The sequence below is a fragment of the Nocardia sp. NPDC055165 genome (genome assembly GCF_053606985.1).
This window is the reverse complement of record NZ_JBSGSS010000004.1, coordinates 440,891-457,587: the sequence shown is the minus strand read 5'-3', so window position 1 is coordinate 457,587 and position 16,697 is coordinate 440,891. Positions and strand designations below refer to the sequence as shown.

15 protein-coding genes are annotated in these 16,697 nt (G+C 69.0%); 7 read left to right on the top strand and 8 right to left on the bottom strand.

The genetic code is table 11. The features are described from left to right. Positions 1 to 40 precede the first annotated feature (40 nt). The 5 genes from ACWFRF_RS11495 to serS form a co-directional block, all read right to left on the bottom strand. Positions 41 to 1,936, bottom strand: coding sequence for a protein kinase domain-containing protein (locus ACWFRF_RS11495; protein WP_452449823.1), 1,896 nt, complete (start codon positions 1,934 to 1,936; stop codon positions 41 to 43). A gap of 95 nt (positions 1,937 to 2,031) precedes the next feature. Further along, positions 2,032 to 2,937, bottom strand: coding sequence for a DMT family transporter (locus ACWFRF_RS11490; RefSeq protein WP_449966858.1), 906 nt, complete (start codon positions 2,935 to 2,937; stop codon positions 2,032 to 2,034). 109 nt (positions 2,938 to 3,046) lie between these two features. Continuing rightward, positions 3,047 to 4,408 carry an MFS transporter gene (locus ACWFRF_RS11485; protein ID WP_452449821.1) on the bottom strand — a complete coding sequence of 454 codons (1,362 nt, stop codon included), beginning with the start codon at positions 4,406 to 4,408 and terminating at the stop codon, positions 3,047 to 3,049. Positions 4,409 to 4,496: 88 nt separating this feature from the next. Continuing rightward, positions 4,497 to 6,329, bottom strand: coding sequence for a putative bifunctional diguanylate cyclase/phosphodiesterase (locus ACWFRF_RS11480; protein WP_378637876.1), 1,833 nt, complete (start codon positions 6,327 to 6,329; stop codon positions 4,497 to 4,499). Positions 6,330 to 6,406: 77 nt separating this feature from the next. Beyond that, positions 6,407 to 7,663, bottom strand: coding sequence for a serine--tRNA ligase (gene serS, locus ACWFRF_RS11475; RefSeq protein WP_452449820.1), 1,257 nt, complete (start codon positions 7,661 to 7,663; stop codon positions 6,407 to 6,409). Between the two features lie 55 nt (positions 7,664 to 7,718). Here serS and ACWFRF_RS11470 point away from each other — a divergent pair, with 55 nt between their 5' ends. The 6 genes from ACWFRF_RS11470 to ACWFRF_RS11445 all read left to right on the top strand — a co-directional run bounded on the left by ACWFRF_RS11470 (position 7,719) and on the right by ACWFRF_RS11445 (position 13,282). Next, positions 7,719 to 9,401, top strand: coding sequence for an aldehyde dehydrogenase family protein (locus ACWFRF_RS11470; protein ID WP_379313862.1), 1,683 nt, complete (start codon positions 7,719 to 7,721; stop codon positions 9,399 to 9,401). 36 nt (positions 9,402 to 9,437) lie between these two features. Next, the gene (locus ACWFRF_RS11465) at positions 9,438 to 10,505 is read left to right on the top strand and encodes a septum formation family protein (RefSeq protein WP_387445995.1); all 1,068 of its coding nucleotides are present in this window, start codon (positions 9,438 to 9,440) and stop codon (positions 10,503 to 10,505) included. Between the two features lie 14 nt (positions 10,506 to 10,519). Beyond that, a complete protein-coding gene (locus ACWFRF_RS11460) occupies positions 10,520 to 10,858 on the top strand; it encodes a metallopeptidase family protein (protein WP_378661368.1) in 339 nt (112 codons plus the stop codon). A 109-nt stretch (positions 10,859 to 10,967) separates the two neighbouring features. Beyond that, positions 10,968 to 11,279, top strand: coding sequence for a PE family protein (locus tag ACWFRF_RS11455; protein ID WP_378637867.1), 312 nt, complete (start codon positions 10,968 to 10,970; stop codon positions 11,277 to 11,279). 48 nt (positions 11,280 to 11,327) lie between these two features. Then, entirely contained in the window at positions 11,328 to 12,449 is a 1,122-nt protein-coding gene (locus ACWFRF_RS11450; protein WP_452449818.1) for a PPE family protein, read from the top strand. Continuing rightward, positions 12,446 to 13,282, top strand: a complete 837-nt coding sequence (locus tag ACWFRF_RS11445; RefSeq protein WP_379313865.1) for an ESX secretion-associated protein EspG — start codon at positions 12,446 to 12,448, stop codon at positions 13,280 to 13,282. The genes ACWFRF_RS11450 and ACWFRF_RS11445 overlap by 4 nt, the downstream gene beginning before the upstream one ends. A gap of 77 nt (positions 13,283 to 13,359) precedes the next feature. Here the strand turns inward: ACWFRF_RS11445 and ACWFRF_RS11440 are convergent, their stop codons facing one another. From ACWFRF_RS11440 to ACWFRF_RS11430, 3 genes are all read right to left on the bottom strand, one after another. Continuing rightward, complete coding sequence (locus ACWFRF_RS11440; RefSeq protein WP_452449817.1) at positions 13,360 to 14,028, bottom strand: histidine phosphatase family protein; 669 nt, start codon at positions 14,026 to 14,028, stop codon at positions 13,360 to 13,362. After that, positions 14,025 to 14,939 carry a prephenate dehydratase gene (pheA, locus tag ACWFRF_RS11435; RefSeq protein ID WP_387445997.1) on the bottom strand — a complete coding sequence of 305 codons (915 nt, stop codon included), beginning with the start codon at positions 14,937 to 14,939 and terminating at the stop codon, positions 14,025 to 14,027. The genes ACWFRF_RS11440 and pheA overlap by 4 nt, the downstream gene beginning before the upstream one ends. Positions 14,940 to 15,276: 337 nt before the next feature. After that, positions 15,277 to 15,696, bottom strand: coding sequence for a hypothetical protein (locus tag ACWFRF_RS11430; RefSeq protein ID WP_452449815.1), 420 nt, complete (start codon positions 15,694 to 15,696; stop codon positions 15,277 to 15,279). Positions 15,697 to 15,797: 101 nt separating this feature from the next. On the opposite strand from ACWFRF_RS11430, the gene ACWFRF_RS11425 reads away from it, so the two are divergent. Then, positions 15,798 to 16,559, top strand: a complete 762-nt coding sequence (locus ACWFRF_RS11425; protein ID WP_266294944.1) for a DUF2470 domain-containing protein — start codon at positions 15,798 to 15,800, stop codon at positions 16,557 to 16,559. The last annotated feature ends 138 nt before the right edge of the window (positions 16,560 to 16,697 follow it).

The window sequence follows — 16,697 nt, the reverse complement described above, 5'->3', positions numbered from 1 at the left end:
GAACTCTGCCGTGAAACTATCACCCGCGAGTTCGGCGCCGCTACCGCGCGGGCAACCGGCCGACCGCCTGCTTCACGAGCGGATCGGCGATCGCGCAGAGTTGCCCTTCGCGTTGGTTCGGATTGCTGACGGACACTTCGACATCCTCGCGAAAGGTCTCGCCGACCTTGCGGAACTGATACACCCGACGGCATTCGTTCGGCCCCAGCATCACGCTGTCGAGATTGTCGACCAGCACACCGTCGCCGATATCGATCACCTTCTCCTCCATGGAGGTCGCTCGTCGCCGTGGCTGCGACAAGGTGATCCGCACGGTGGAGTCACCCGACCACTCGCAGGAGTGCGCGGATTTCGCCACGACGGGGCCGAGAGCGGCGAAGGCCGAATTGTCCACCAGGGCACAGGGGTCTACCGACGACAACGATTTCTGCGCGGCGGTGTCGGGACGCAGTTCGGCGAGCGAGGCGGTGAGCCGCTCGAGGACGTGGTCGGCGAGGTGGCATTCGCCGCGCGAGAAGGTGTCGACGATGATGCCCCAACGCACGGCTTGCTCGCCACCCTCGATCGCGAACGCGCAGTCGTCGCCGCGGCGGGCAATCGCGTAACCGTTGACCACCTGCTTGCCGGATTCGAATCCGTTCAGCGCGGCACCGATCTCGACGGCCATGCGCGCGCCACCAGAGGTGCCGTCACATCCCCAACTCGACGTCGCCTGCCAGCGCCAGGACGAGACATCCGGCGAGGCCTTCGCGGCGACCTCGGTGGGCAGGGTCTTTCCGAGTGCCTGCGGCACCCAGGTGCACGCATCGGTGCCACGCAGTTGGTCCAGGCCGGGGAGCGTCGCGGTCGGTATCGCCTGCGGCGTGTCCTGAGGTGTTGTCGCGGAGTCGTTGGCGCGCAAGACAACTGCGGTGAGCGCGCCGGCGATCACCACCGCGGTCGCCGCGACAATTCCCAGCCGAAGTGCGGTCCGGCGCTTCTCGGCAGGCACCGGGGCGGGCGGCGGTGCGATCGGCGTGTACGCCGGAATGATCTGCGTCGCTTCGGGGTCCGAGGTCAGCGCGACCAGTTTCTGTGTCTGGGCGGCGATTTCGGCATGGACAGGCGCGGGCCACGGGTGTGCCTGAACGGGCAGGACCCCCAGGTAGTCCAAGATCTGAGCCGGTGTCGGTCTGGCCCTCGGGTCCTTGCGCAGACAACCCGCGATCAGATCGCGCAGCGGCGCGGGGACATCGTCGAGTTGCGGCTCGCTGTGGACGATGTTGAACAGGGTGTAGGGAGCGGAGGACGCCGCGAACGGTGCCGTTCCCGTCGCGGCCATGCACAGCAGCGAGCCGAGGGAGAAGACATCGCTCGCGGAGGTGATCGGTTCGCTGTTCGCCTGTTCCGGTGACATGTACGCGGGCGAGCCGACCACGGCACCCACTTCGGTGAGCGCGGCCCCGGTGCCGACCGCCTGCGCGATGCCGAAGTCGATCACGCGCGGTCCGTCGGCGGCCAGAATCACGTTGGCGGGTTTGAGATCTCGATGCACCAGGCCGGTGCTGTGGATCGAGTGCAGCGCGGAGGCCATGCCGGAAGCCAGGGTGCGCAACGCGGGGACCGGCAGTGGGCCCAGCTCGCGCACCGCTTTGTCCAGCCCCACCCCTGCGATGAATACCGAAGCGAGCCACGGTGTTTCGCCGGTGGTCTCGAAATCGACCACCGCCGCCGTGAATGCCCCCGACACCCGGGCGGAGATGGCGACTTCACGCTCGAACCGCGCCCGGAACTCACGATCGTCGAGCAGATGCGAATGAATCTGCTTGATCGCGACGAAGCGCCCGTCGGGGCCCGTCGCCAGGACGACCCGGCCCATTCCGCCCGCACCGAGCACACCGCGCACCCGATAGCGTCCGATCATCGGCGAGTCACTCGTCGACAGCGGCTCGATCAATTCGGTACTCCCCCAACTCGCTCTCCGCCGCACCCGGCGAAACGGCCGAGATCCCAGCCGCAGTTCGCCTGAAACCTAGCATTTCAGCGTCTGGGTCAGCGACTGCTCCGGCTCGCCACCACCACCGCCGCCAGCACGATCGCACAGCTCACAACGGTGGTGAGCGACAGTCTCGCGTCGGCGGCGTCGAGCACCATCGCCGCGACCAGCTGGCCGGCCACCGAGGTGAGGCCGAGCAGCAGGACGCCGATCAGGCCGACCGTCACGGCGGCCAGGGCGATGAACGCGACGCCGATCAAGCCGCCGGTGTAGAGCCAGAGGTCGGTGGGGAATTCGGTGGGCAGGCCCGTGGTGGCCAGGGTGTACAGGTCGAGCAGGAGCAGCGCGGTCAGGCCAACGCCGAAGTTGAGCAGGGTGGCGGTGAAGGGGCCGCCGGTGGCGCCGACCCGGCCGTTGACCGCCTGTTGCCAGGCCAGACCGATGCCCGCGAGGGCGGGCAGGACGATGAGCAGGGCTGGGATATCCGGGACGCCGGTGGTGACGGTGGCCGGGGCGGAACTGCCGCCTGCCGAGAGCACGACCCCGGTGATGCCGAGCGCGGCCGCGACGAGGCGCCACGCGGTGATCGGGGTTCGGCCGTTCGGGGCGAGGCCGAGCCGGTCGACCACGAGGCTGCTCAGGAGCTGGCCCGCGACCACCGCGACAGTGAACGCGGTGACGCCGATCGCCGCGATGGTGAGTCCCTGTGCCGCTACGAAGAACGCGCCGCACAATCCGCCGAGCAACTGCCAGGGCGCCAACCTGCCCTCCGATACCGCCACACGCACCTTGGTGACGCCCGCGCGCAGCGCCGGGCTGACAGCGAAGGCGATCAGCAGAGCGATGAGCCCGGTGCCGAAGCTGATGGTGGCCGCCGCGATCCCGTCGGCCAGCCGCGCACCCAGCGCACCGTTGATCCGACCCTGTACCGCGACTCCCGCCCCGATAGCGAACCCGAACACGAGCCCGACGGTCTTGTGCCTCCCAGCGAAGCTCGTCGCTCGTCCGGGACCTCGACGGTTGGCGGTCGGCGTCACGTATGGGCGTCCTTGGTGCGAGGTGGGTGGGAAGCTACCCGAAGTCTCCCCCTTGCTCAGGGGTTGCGTTCTCAGTCCTACCACGCTCGGTGCCGTGACGCGACGGCAGCCAGGTCGGCGTCAACGCGGCGGCGACCAGCAACACCGATCCGAGCAGCGCGATAGTCGTCGACATCGCGAGCCACTGCGTCGCGGCCGCGACGAACGCGAACACACCCAGCGCGACGATCTCGGAGAGCAGCCCGGACACCGAGGTGACGGTGGCTCTGGCCGGGCCCTCGATCGCATCCTGAAGCCGCGCACCCGCGATGACCTCGGCGTTGAAGTCGATGCCGTAGGCGATGCCGATGCCGACGAATCCCACCCAGACCAGCGCGGGGCCCGCCGCCACCCCGACCGCCAACGCGCCCGCGATGAACAGGATTCCGGCGACGAACAGCGCGACGGCCAACGTGCGAGCCGACACGACCTCGGTGCGGCCCGCCAGCAGCGAACCGATCAGCGAACCCGCGACGGTGACGCCGACCAGCAGCGCCGACGTACTGGTCGACGCGCCGCCGGACACCGCGAGCAAGCCGAAGTACTCATCGAAGGCGGTGACACCGTACAGCAGCGCGCCGAGCAGCACGCCTCGACGCACGCGGCGGACGTGAAGTGCTTCGGCGAGACCGGTTTTGAGCATGGCGAGATAGCGCGACGAGGTGGAACCGGGCGAACTCGACTGTGGCGCCACCGCTCCCGGTTTGACGTGCGGGCCCACCGGTCCGGGTGCGGGCTCGTCCTCGAGATCGTCGACAGCGGTGGCGGAGATGGCGACGGGCGCGCTGGGCAGAGCCAGTGCGGTCAGCGTGTGCAGGAGGCCGACACCGACGCTGACCCAGCCCACCAGCGCATAGCCGCCGATGGCGAAGAGTGGAGCGGCGGCGATGATCGCCACGAGCACGGTGCTCTCCTGCGCACCGCGCGTCCACCCCATGATTCGCGGGTAGGCGGACGGTGCGCCGCGCGCGACCAGATCGTCGTAGATCAGCGCCTCGAAGGTTCCCGATTCCAGTGCGCTCGCGATACCCCAGACGAGGAAGCCGAGCGCGAAGCCGGCGAACGACGGCACCAGCATCCAGAGGGTGAAACACGCGGCCTGCAACACACAGCTCAGGACGAGCAGGCGACGACGCGGCACCGTGTCGGCCCACGCGCCGGATGGCACCTCGAGCAGGAACGCCGTCACCGACCAGATCGCCAACAGCAGCGAGATCTGCGCGGTACTCAGCCCGTGATCGGCGAAGAGAACGCCGTAGAGGGCATAGATCGGTAGCAGGTCGCGGGTGCCCTTGAACAGGACCGCGCGCACCGTGAGGTCGCCGACGCCGGTCGGCTCACGCCTCAACCAGGCCACCGCGTGCCGGAGCGGGAAAGATCAACAGCCGTAGACGAGCATCCGCATGGGTTCTATCGTTCGCGCCACGACCGGCCGGGTCAAGCGATTATCCGAGCGGGATCCAGCCGTTGGCGGCAAGGGAATCGTCCTCGTCGGTGGCGCTCACCAGCGGACGGCCGTCGTTGAGATCGTTGATGAGCTCCGAGACCGGGTGCGAGTCGCTGTAGTGGTAGCCCTGGGCCAGGGCGAAGCCGAGTTCGGTGAGGACGGCGGCCTGGTATTCGGTTTCCACGCCCTCGGCGATGACCTGCAGGTCGAGCGATTTGCTCAGCGCGGCGATGACGCTGAGCAGCGGAGGGGCGGGGGAATCGGAGCGGATGGCGGCGACGAAGGACTGGTCGACCTTGAGGATGTCGCTGGGGATGGTGGCCAGGCGGCTCAGCGAGGAGTAACCGGTGCCGAAATCGTCGATGGCGATGCGCACGCCACGGTCGCGCAGGGTGTGCAGGTTGGTGATCGCGGTCTGGGATTCGGCGGCGAGTTCGCTCTCGGTCACCTCGAGGACGAGCTGGTCGGCGGGCCAGCCGGTATCGGACAGGATGGTCGCGACCCGCTCGGCGTATTCGGTCTCGGCCAGTTCGAGGCCGGAGACGTTCACGTTGAGGGTGAGGTTCAGCGACGCGAAGCTCTCCTGCAGGCGGGCGGCGTCGGCGCAGGCGCGGCGCAGGACCAGCTCGTCCAGGTCGGAGATGAGGTCGTATTCCTCGGCGACACGGATCAGGCCCTCGGTGGTGACCTCGGGCTGCGCGCTCGACGACCAGCGCAGCAGCGCCTCGACGCCGACCGCCTGGCCGCCGTCCTCGGTGAGGCTGACGATCGGCTGGTAGTGCACGTCGAGCGCACCGCGGTCGATGGCCTCGCGCAGTTCCACCGCCAGTGGGAGCTGACGCGACGATTCCAGCACCGTGCGGTTGCGGCCCGCCTGCTTGGCCCGGTACAGGCCCACGTCTGCCCGGCTGACCAGCAGCGAACCGGACTCGCCCGGCTGCCAGGAGGTGACACCGGCCGAGCAGCCCATGGTCACCGCGGCCCGCAGTTGTTCGGTGAGCAGGATCGCGGCCTGCTCGGTGGTCCCGGGCAACAGCAGCGCGAACACGTCGCCGCCGAAGCGGGCCAGCACCTGGCCGGGCGCGAGCAGGTCGAGCCAGGTATCGGCGACCCGCTGCAGGACGGCGTCGCCCGCACGGTGGCCGAGGTGATCGTTGATCTTCTGGAATCGGTCGAGGTCGACCAGCACCAGGGCCATGCCCTGACCGCCGCGACCGGCCGCGTCGATCGCCGGGTTGAGCTGCTTCTCGAAACCGCGCCGGTTGAGCAGGCCGGTGAGCACGTCGATATCGGCTTCCGACGCCATCCTGGTGAGGATGCCGACCACCACGCCGGCACCGAAGGTGACACCGGCCGGGATCAGCCCGGACCACCACGGCAACCCGCGCGCGGGCAACACCAGCAGGCACAGCACCATCGCGAAACCGATGTGCGCGGCAGCCTGGGTCCAGGCGAAGAACAGCGCCGCGTCGCAGGCGACGAAGACGAAGAACGAGGCCAGGGTGATGGCGCCGACCAGGTTGGGGAAGTCGTACACCGCGATCGCGACGAGCACCGCCGCGGTGGCGAGGTAGGCGTGGTGCAGGCCGTGCGGCATCCGCGGACCCCACGCGAGCAGCGTGAGACCGAGAACCACCGAGATCGCCGCCGCGGTGCCGACCACGGCGCGATTGCCGTCGTCGCCCGGCGCGACGGCAGTGATCATCAGGCCGAGGACACCACCGAGAACGTAGAACGCCCCCGTTGTCCTGGCCATGACCTTTGCCGTCGCCAACGCCGATGCCGCCCGCACCCGGGTTCGGGTATCGCCGCGCGCCCCGATTCCTCGCACGTGCACCAGCCTAGATGTTGATGGGTCAGGGTGTTTGCCACATCCGGCAAATGGGTCGCCAGCAAACACTGAGCATCTTACGGCTTCAGGATATCGGTACCGACGAACGGGACCAGCGCCTCGGGCACCCGCACCGAACCGTCGGCCTGCTGGTGGTTCTCCAGGATCGCCACAATCCAGCGTGTCGTGGCCAAAGTGCCGTTCAACGTGGCCGCGATCTGCGCTTTCCCGTTCTCGTCGCGGTAGCGGACCGAGAGCCTGCGCGCCTGGAAGGTGGTGCAGTTCGAGGTGGAGGTGAGTTCGCGGTAGGTCTGCTGAGTGGGCACCCAGGCCTCGCAGTCGAATTTGCGCGCCGCCGAGCTACCCAGGTCGCCACCCGCCACGTCGATCACCCGGTAGGGCACATCGATGGCGGCCAGCATCTCGCGCTCCCAGGCCAGCAGCCGCTGATGCTCGGCATCGGCCTGCTCAGGGGTGGTGTAGACGAACATCTCGACCTTGTCGAACTGGTGCACGCGGATGATGCCGCGGGTGTCCTTGCCGTAGCTACCGGCCTCGCGGCGGAAGCACGACGACCAGCCCGCATAGCGCTTCGGGCCCGCACTCAGATCGACGATCTCGTCGGAGTGGTAGCCGGCCAGCGGCACCTCCGAGGTCCCGACGAGGTAGAGGTCGTCCTCTTCGAGGTGGTAGACCTCGGCCGAGTGCTGACCGAGGAACCCGGTTCCCGCCATGATCTCCGGTCGCACGAGCACCGGCGGGATCATCATGGTGAACCCGTTGGCCACGGCTTTCTGCGCGGCCAGCTGCAGCAGACCCATCTGCAGCAACGCGCCGTAGCCGGTCATGAAGTAGAACCGCGAGCCCGACACCTTGGCGCCACGTTCCATGTCGAACAGGTGCAGCGACTCGCCCAGCTCGAGGTGATCCTTGGGCTCGAAGTCGAAAACTGGTGGGGCGCCGACGGTTTCGAGCACGACATAGTCGTCCTCGCCGCCCGCGGGCGCGCCGTCCTGCACGACATTGGAGATGGCGCGCTGCGCGGCGTCGAGTTCGGCATCGGCGGCGTTCTCGGCGAGCTCGGCCTCTTTGACCTTGGTGGACATGTCGGTGGCGGCGGCCAGCAGCGCGGGGCGCTCCTCTTTGCTCGCCTTGCCGATCACCTTGCCCATGGCCTTGTGTTCGGCGCGCAAGTTGTCGGCGGTGGCCACGGCGGCCCGGCGCGCGGCGTCGGCTTCGAGCAGGGCGTCGACGAGCGCGGGGTCCTCACCGCGGGTCCGCTGCGAGGCACGGACGGCTTCCGGGTTCTCGCGCAGGAATCGGAGGTCGATCATGAGAAAACAGCCTAGTTGAAGTGCCAATCGGGCAGCACAGGGGCATAGTTGCGGTGTGAGTACCTCTTTCGACACCGCCGTCATCGATACCGCGCTCGCCGATCTCACCCAAGGGGAAAAGACCTGGGCCGCGACCGACCTGCGTCGCCGCCGCGAACTGCTCGACGAACTGCACGCGCTCACCGCCCGCGACGCCGAGGCCTGGGTCGCGGCCGCCCGCACCATCAAGAAACTCGACGCCGACAGCCCGCTGCTCGGGGAGGAGTGGATGTCGGGCCCGATGACGATGCTCGCGGGCGCGCAGGCGCTGAGCGAGTCGATGGCGGCGCTCGAGAAGGGCGCGAGCCCGCTCGACGGTGTCGACCTCACCACCGCCCCCGGCGGCCGGGTGGCGGTGCCCGCGCTACCGCACGGCGTCTACGACAAGCTGTTGCTGAGTGGATTCAGCGCCGACGTGTGGCTGAAGCCCGGCGTCGATGCCGCGACCGCGCGCCGCAAGGCCGGCCTGGCCCAGCGCGACCCCGCGAAGACCAACGGTGTGGGCGCGGTACTCGGCGCGGGCAACATCATGTCGATCGCGCCGCTGGACACCCTCTACGAGCTCTACGCCAACAACCGCGTCGTCGCGCTCAAGCTCAACCCGATCACCGATCCGCTGCTGCCGGTGTTCCAGGCGATCTTCGCGCCGTTCATCGAGCTCGGCGTGGTACGCATCCTCACCGGCGGGGCCCCCGAGGGCGGCTACCTGGTGAACCATCCGCTGGTCGCGCACGTGCACATGACCGGCGGCGCGCCGACCCACGACGCGATCGTCTGGGGTCAGGGCGCGGACAAGACCGGCGAGCCCATCCTGGACAAGCCGATCACCAGCGAGCTCGGCGGTGTCGCGCCGTGCATCGTGGTGCCCGGTGAGTGGTCGGCCGCCGATCTGAAGTTCCAGGCCGAGCACGTGGCCACCCAGCGCCTGCACAACGGCGGCTACAACTGTGTCGCCGCGCAGACGGTGGTACTCGCCGCGGACTGGCCGCTCAAGGAGCAGTTCCTCACCGAACTGCGCGCCGCGATCGACAACGCTCCCGCGCGCACCGCCTACTACCCGGGCAGCGACAACCGCGTAGCGGGCGCGCTGGCGAGCTACCCCGACGCCGCCCGCGCCAACGGCCGCCTCCTGGTCGAGAACCTGCCCGCCGGCGACACTCCGCTGCTGCGCACCGAGTACTTCTCGCCGGTGCTCGGCGTGGTCGAGCTCCCCGGCGCCGGGGCCGAATTCCTCGGCAACGCGGTCGACTTCGCCAATGCGGAGCTGATGGGCACGCTCGGCGCCAACATCATCGCCGACCCCGCGACCATCACCGAGCTCGGCGCGAAACTCGACACCGCGATCGAGGACCTGCGCTACGGCACCGTCGCCCTCAACGCCTGGACCGGTCTCGCGTTCCTGACGCCGCGCGCCAGCTGGGGCGCCTACCCCGGCCACACCATCGACGACATCCAGAGCGGCATCGGCGTCGTACACAACGCCTTCCTCCTCGACGATGTGGAACGCACCGTGGTCCGCGGTCCCTTCCGCCCCGCTCCGCGCTCGATTCTGCGCGGTGAATTCGCCCTGACCCCGAAGCCGCCGTGGTTCGTCTCGAACAAGACCGGCACCTCCACCGGACGCAAACTGACCGACTTCTACGGCGACGGCAAACTGCGCCGCATACCGGGCATCTTCGTGTCAGCTCTGCGGGGCTGACCCGGCAGTCCGCCGCGACAAATACACTCGTCGACGATGTCGAAGAAGCAGAGCAACCCAGCCGAGGGACCCGCCGCGCCCAGTCGCGGCGGCGCCCTGCACCTGTCCGCGACGAAACTGCGTTGGGGGCTGCTGATAGGCGCCCTCGGGGCGATCGTCGCGGCCATGGTCACCATGGCCGTGACAGGCTTCGACACCGACAAGGTGGAAGCGCACCAACCCGGCGCCGAACCGGTGGTGCGTGACAAAGAGTTCAGCAGCGCCGCGCAGGGCGACTGCCTGACCTGGTCCAAACCCGACCGCAGCGACCTCGTGAAGGTGGGCTGCGGCGACAAGCACCTGTTCGAGGTGGCGGGTGTCATCGACCTCAGCGCCTATCCGGGGCGTGAGTTCGCCGACGGCACCCGTCACCCCGATTCGCTGCGCATGACCGAGCTGCGCGACGAGCACTGCGTGACCGCTGTCCAGAAATACCTGGGCGGCCGGTTCGACCCGCGCGGCAAGTTCATGGTGAATGTGATGTCGCCGAGCCCGGCCGGTTGGCAGCACGGCGACCGGACTCTGCGCTGCGGTGTCCAGGTCGCGGCCACCGCCACGAGCCCGGCCACCACCGGCACTCTCGCCGAGAGCGATCAGTCCAAGACCCATGCCACCGGCACCTGCCTCGGCATCAATCAGAACCTGCCCACCGACCCGGTCGACTGCGCCCAGCCGCACTCGGTGGAGATCGTCGGCACCGTCGACCTGGCCACCGCCTTCACCGGCGGACCGCCGTCGGAAGCCGATCAGGACAAGTTCGTCGAGGCCGAGTGCAACCGGCTCTCGGGCGACTACCTCGGCAGCCCCGATGCCATCCGCAACAAGACACTCACCCTGTTCTTCGACTATCTGGAGCCCGCCAGCTGGCTCGCGGGCAGCCACAAATTGGACTGCTGGCTCGGAAAAGGCGCCGACCGTGAGGGTTTCGCGCCCATCGTCGGCTCGGCCCGCGGCGAGATCCTGATCGACGGACAGGCCCCGGTGCCCCCGCCCAACACCGGACGTTCCACCCCGGCGCCGCTGCCGGGCGCCGCGCCACTGCCGCCGCAGCCCCAGCCGAGGTGACGTTGTCCGAGCGGATGCCGGAGCGGCGTTTCGAGGAGCTGGTCAGTGATGCCCTCGACCAGATCCCGGCGGAGCTGTCCAGTGCCATAGACAATGTTGTGGTGCTGGTAGAGCCCCGAAACGACGAGGAACCGTCGCTGCTCGGGCTGTACCACGGCATCGCCCTCACCGAGCGCGACAGCTACTACGCCGGATCGTTGCCGGATACGATCACGATCTATCGTGAGGCTATTCTCGACATCTGCAACAGCGACGACGAGGTGGTCGAAGAAGTCGCGATCACCGTGATCCATGAAATAGCACACCATTTCGGGATTGACGACGACCGGTTGCATGAGCTGGGATGGGGTTAGCGAAACTGGGTGGGGAATCGATGGAACCGAATGAACCGCTCTCGCGTCCTAGTACTCGTAGGGGGAATTCTCGTGGTTCCCGATAGCCGCCACCAGAAGGAGTCGGGTCATGGTTGGACACGTTCTCGTTGCACCTGAAATCGTCCTCGCCGCATCCGCGGAGCTGGATCTGCTCGCCGAGCGCCTCGCCATCGCGGCCGGGCTCGCCGGGCCGACCACGCACGTGCTGCCTTCCGGCGCCGAAGAGGTGTCGCTGCTCGCGGCGACCCACTTCAACACCGCGGCGGGCAAGCACGACGGTTCGGTCGCCCAGGCGATCCTCGAGCTGCATCACGCGGCCGCGACCCTGCGCTCGCAGCTGACCACTCATATCGGGGAAGACGTGGCTCGCGCGGCGACGATCAACGCCGTCCAGGTGTAGTCGCACCGAGATCCTGTCGACGATCATTTACTCAGGGGAGAAACAAACATGACCGCAGGGATCACCGGGGTGTTCTGGCTGCCTCGTATGGCCGAAGTGAACTCCACCACCCTCAACGCGGGCGCACACGCGATCCCGATCAGCGCCGCCGCCACCTCGTGGGGCACGCTGGCCGCCGCGTGGGGCGACGCCGCCTTCACCATCACGCGCGTGATCGCCGAAGTCGGTGTCGGCCTCCAGGGTGTCAACGGCATCGCCGTGCTCGCCCGTCTGGCGCCGTTCGCGGGCTGGGCCAGCCAGCAGGGCATCGCGTCCGCGGCGATCAGTGCCAAGTGCGCGGCCAACGCCACCGCCTACACCGTCGCCTCGATCGCGATGCCGAGCCTGCCCGAGATCGTCGCCACCAACAGCGCGGTGGCCGCTTCGGCCAACCCGCCCGGTGTCGTCTCCGGCGCCTTCGAGGTCGCCGAAGTCGCGCGCAATGCCATGGACATCCGCGCCGCGCTGGTGATGGAGACCTACGAGGCCGCTACCTCGGCCACCGTCGCCGTCCCCAGCGAGTTCACCATGCCGCCCGCCATCGCCAGCGGTGCGGGTTCCGCCTCGCAGGGCGACTTCGGCGGTGGCGATCCGCTGCAGACCGCGGTCGCCGCGGCGCAGGCCTTCGTCTCCAACCCCGGTGTGGTCAGCGCGGCCACCCAGGCGGCCAACACCGCGGGTGGCGTGCTCACCGGCGGCGTCAGCACGGTCGGCAACATCGGCGCTTCCGCGATCTCGGCGGCCACGGCCACCGTGCCCGCGGGCACCGCCGCCGCGCCCGTCATGGCGGGTGTCGGCGCCGCCGGTACCGCGGTGGGCGGCATGGCCACCACCTCGGCCGGTCTCGGTGGCGTCAGCGCGGGGTCGCTGAAGCTGCCCGAGGGCTGGGGTGCGCCCGCCTCGAACGCGGCAGCGAGCGCGCCGGTCTCGGAATCGGTCGTCAACCGGGTCGAGAGCGCACCCGTGCGCAACGCCAACAGCGGCACCAACCCGCTGATGGGCAACCGGCAGAAGGGCGAGGAAGACGACGAGCACGATGGCGTCGACTACGTGCGCTCCGACGAGTTCACCGACGGTCGCTACGCGGCCGAAGGTGTGATCGGCGCCGACCTCGCCGGAACGGCCAAGTGACGGTTCTCGGCACGGGCAGCGGAGGTTCGCTGCTCGGCGCCGTCGTGCTCTCGCTCGACGACATGCAGTTCCTCCTGGAGAAACTGGAATTCGACGAGATGCCCGTGGTGCTCGACGCCATGGGCCGCTATGACAACGTCACCGCGCACGACGCCGCCATGAACGTGGCACAGACCGCCCTGGCCGAACGCGAGCTGCTGTTCGGCCAGGCGGTGGCACCCGAGCTCGCCGAACGGCTGCGGGTGCTCTACCGGCCGCAGTGGATCATCGCGCTGCGGTGGGTGGTGGCAGGCCAGGTCAACCGATTCTGTCTGGCGCAGGGCGACGACCGCGCGGTCGTCGCCCTGCGCGGGCCGCAGTCCTACGTCATCGACGACGCCGGGCTCGATCTGCCCGGCGCGGTGCTGCAGGCGCTCGGACCAGTCGAAGCGCTCGAGCTGTACGGGATGAATGCCCCCACCGAACAATTGGCGCCGATCTTCGGCGACACCGGCGACGCGGCCGCCACCACGAAACGCCTGGCCGAGGTGGGCAATCCGGCTACCGACGCGCAAGCACTGGCCTCGGCGCTGGTGGAGATCCACTCCTACGCCGAGATCGTCGGCGTGGCCTATGGCGACGGCACCCGCGATGTCCAGGACAACCACATCGCCGTCTTCAACACGCGCGCAGGCAGATTCATCATCACCGCCAGCGTCGCCGACGACGGCGTGAAATGGTCGTCCATCGCCAGCGGCACCAACGCCCGCCTCCGCACCGCGGTAGCCGACCTCATCGAGTCCCTCCCGGTCCGCACCGAATTCCCTACCGCGGCAGCCGCTAACCCGGCGTAAGCCCACCCCGCCCCACCGCAACCGCCCACCAAACGCCCCCACAACTTAGCCGTAAACCGTAGGCGCAGCCGGAGCGTTTAACCCATGGGGTCGTCGGCGGAGGGGTCGGCTTTGATGGTGAACGGCGGGGTGAATCTGCCCCAGCGTAGGCATTCCCAGCCACCGTCTTCGGTGGGGAGCAGTTCGATGGTCTCGGTGTTGTCGAGGTGGTTGTTCGTTGTGAACGGCGGCGCCACCCCGGCCAGCGCCTTGCCGACCAGGCGCATCGCGGCACCGTGGCTCACCACCACCACGTCGGCGTCGGCGTCGGCGGTCAGGAATTCCTCGCGCAGGCCGTCGAGAACGGGCAGGATGCGGGCCAGCACTTCGTGGCCGGATTCGCCGCCGGGGGCTCGCACGTCGAGTTCGCCGAGGTGCCAGCCGCGATAGATCTGCTGGAAGAGTTCGTGCGCTTCCCGGTCGGAGCGGCCGTGCAGATCGCCCACCTGCACCTCGTACAGGCCGTCGAGAACGTAAGCCGGTGTGCCGGTGGCTTCTTCGATGTGACTCGCGGTCTGCCGGGCGCGTAACGCGTCCGACGACACCAGTACCTGGGGCGCGCGCTCCAGGCCCGCGCCGAACGCTTTCGCTTGCGCCACACCACGTTCGGTCAGCGGCAGGCCGGGCACGGCGGTGTCGAGAATCTTCGCGACATTGCCCTCGGTCTCGCCGTGGCGCACCAGAATCAGTTTCGCGCGGGTAGTCATAGGTCCGCGACCCCCTTTCGCAATTGCGTCAACCATTCTGCGGCCGGTTCGTCCGACGGCGGAGGTGTGCCGACTGCCGCTGTCGCGGGCCATGATCCGAGGAAGCGGACCTGGGTCGTGCGGTGCAGGGCCTTCAGAGTCTCCGCTACCGCCGGGTCGTCGAGGTGTCCGACACAGTCGAGATAGAACCGGTAGGTGCCCATGCCGGTGCGGGTCGGGCGCGATTCGATGCGCGTGAGATCGACCCCACGCGTGGCGAATTCGGCGAACGCGCGCATCAGCGAACCGGGCTCGTTGGGCAGTTCGAGGACGACGGAGGTCCGGTCGGCGCCGGTGGCCGCGGGGGCGATGCCCGGCTGGGTGACCAGCACGAAGCGGGTGATGGCCTGGTCGTGGTCGGCCACCCCCGCGGCCAGGGTCCGCAGGCCGAGTCGTTCGCCTGCCAGCGCGGTCGAGATCGCGGCGTCCGCGGTGCCCGCGGCCACGTCTTCGGCGGCTGCCGCGTTGGACGCCGAGGTGAACGGGCGCGCCTCCGGCATGTTCCGGGCCACCCACTCCCTGACCTGCGCGGCCGCCACGGGATAGGCGGCGAGTGTGCGCACATCGGCCAGCGAGGTGCCGGGGCGCGCCAAGATCGTGAAGGTGACCTCGAGCTCGGTTTCGGCCATGATCTGCAAGCGCGGTCCGATGGCGAGGGAATCCAGGGTCGCCGGGATCGAGCCCTCGACCGAACTCTCGATCGGCACCACCGCGCCGTCGACCTCGCCGGTCCGGATCAGGTCGAGCGCCGCCCCTTGACTGGGCGCGGCAATCCGCTCGACCGGCCCGTCGAAGGCCCCCGAGTTCTCGAACTTCGCCAGAGCCATCTCGGTGAAGGTCCCGGACGGCCCGAAATACGCAATAGACGGCACACTGCAACTTTAGCGGCTGGCGTCGGCGGGGTTTCGGACTCGAAGATCGGGGATATCGTGCACAGCTACCGCGTGGCGGTCGGCCGGGTGGGGTCGGCGAGGGCGCATCGGGGTTTACCGGGTCCGGGTTAGTTGGGGGCTGTGTTTTTGGAGCGCTGGCGCGCTCGAGCGGGGCCCTGGAGGCCCCGATCTTCCCTCCCTCCGGGTACTCCTTCGTCGCACCCTCCGGTCAGTCCAGATCGGGGCGGGCCCCTTTGGGTAGAGACATCCACGGGCTACCCGGCCCGGGCGGTCGCGGGCAGGGCCAGTCGCATCGGGGTGCCCTGTGTGGGGTGGGTCAGTCCAGGACGCGCAAGGCCTCGGCGATGGCCTGTTCGTCGGGGGTTTCGATGGCCAGGAGGACGGTGCGGGTTGCCTCGATGGCGGCGGGTTTCAGTGATTTCAGGAAGGGGAGGTCGGGGGTGGTGAGGGCGGTGGGGATGTCTTCGCCGCAGAGGGCGGCCACGGTGCCCGCGACGACGGCCAGGGCGCGGGGGCCGCTGGTGGTGCGGGCGACGAAGCCGTGGTCGGCGTGGGCGATGCCGGCCAGGAAGGCGGTGAGGTCGGGGTCGGGGATGTCGACGTCCACGGGGGCGGGGGAACTGCCGTCGGGGCGGACCAGGTCGGCCACGAGGCTGCGGCGGGCGGGGGCCGACAGATTCAGCAGGACGGGTTCGGCGGGGGCGGAATGGTCGTCGCCGTGGTCGTCGTGCGTCATCGGTCCACCGTATCGGCTCGATTCATCGGGGTGTCCTCTTGCGTGTCGGACGTTTGTAACTTAGCTTAGGTTTACCTAATCAAACGTTCGCGGAGGTTGTCATGTCGAGCCCCACCACGATCCTCGCGCCGACCACCGCCGAGCGGGTGCGAAGTGCGTGCGCTCATGCCGAGACTGCGGTGCTCGCGCTCCCCGGTATCGACCCGGTCCCCACCACGCTGCATCACCTGCGCCGTTGCGGCGACGCGGTGATCGCGGTGCCCGGGTCCTCACTCGCGGCCGCGCTGGCCGCCACGGCCAACGAGACCTCTGCGGTCCTCGAACTCACCGATCACGCGCCGCTGCCGCTGCGCGAGCCGGTGCGGGCGCTGGTGTGGTTGCGCGGTTGGGTGCGCCAGGTACCGGAGCAGGCGCAGCGCGCGCTCGCCGTCGAAATCGCCAAGGAGTACCCGCATCCGGGTCTGCTCGATGTCGGGCACGGCGTCACGCTGCTGCGGATCGTGGTGAACTCGGCGGTACTGGCCGACACCGCAGGCGCCGAATCCGTCGACCACGCCGACCTGCGCGCCGCCACGGCCGACCCGTTCTGCGAGCTGGAAAGCGCCTGGCTGCAACACATGTCCGAGGATCACGCCGACGTGGTCGCCCAGCTGGCCCGCCACCTGCCGACTCGGCTGCGGGGCGGGCTGGTGCATCCGCTGGCCATCGACCGCTACGGGCTCACCCTCCGGGTCGAGAGCAACGACGGCGACCACGATGTCCGGCTGCCCTTCCCCACCCCGGCCGACGACATCGAATCGCTGAGCCGCGCGGTGCGGGTACTGGCCGGCTGCCCGTTTCTGAACGGTCTGCGCCGCATCTGAGCTGGGTTTTTGGAGCGCTGGCGCGCTCGAGCGGGGCCCTGGAGGCCCCGATCTTCCCTCCCTACGGGTACTCCTTCGTCGCACCCTCCGGTCAGTCCAGATCGGGGCGGGCCCCTTTGGGTAGAGACACATCAGGAT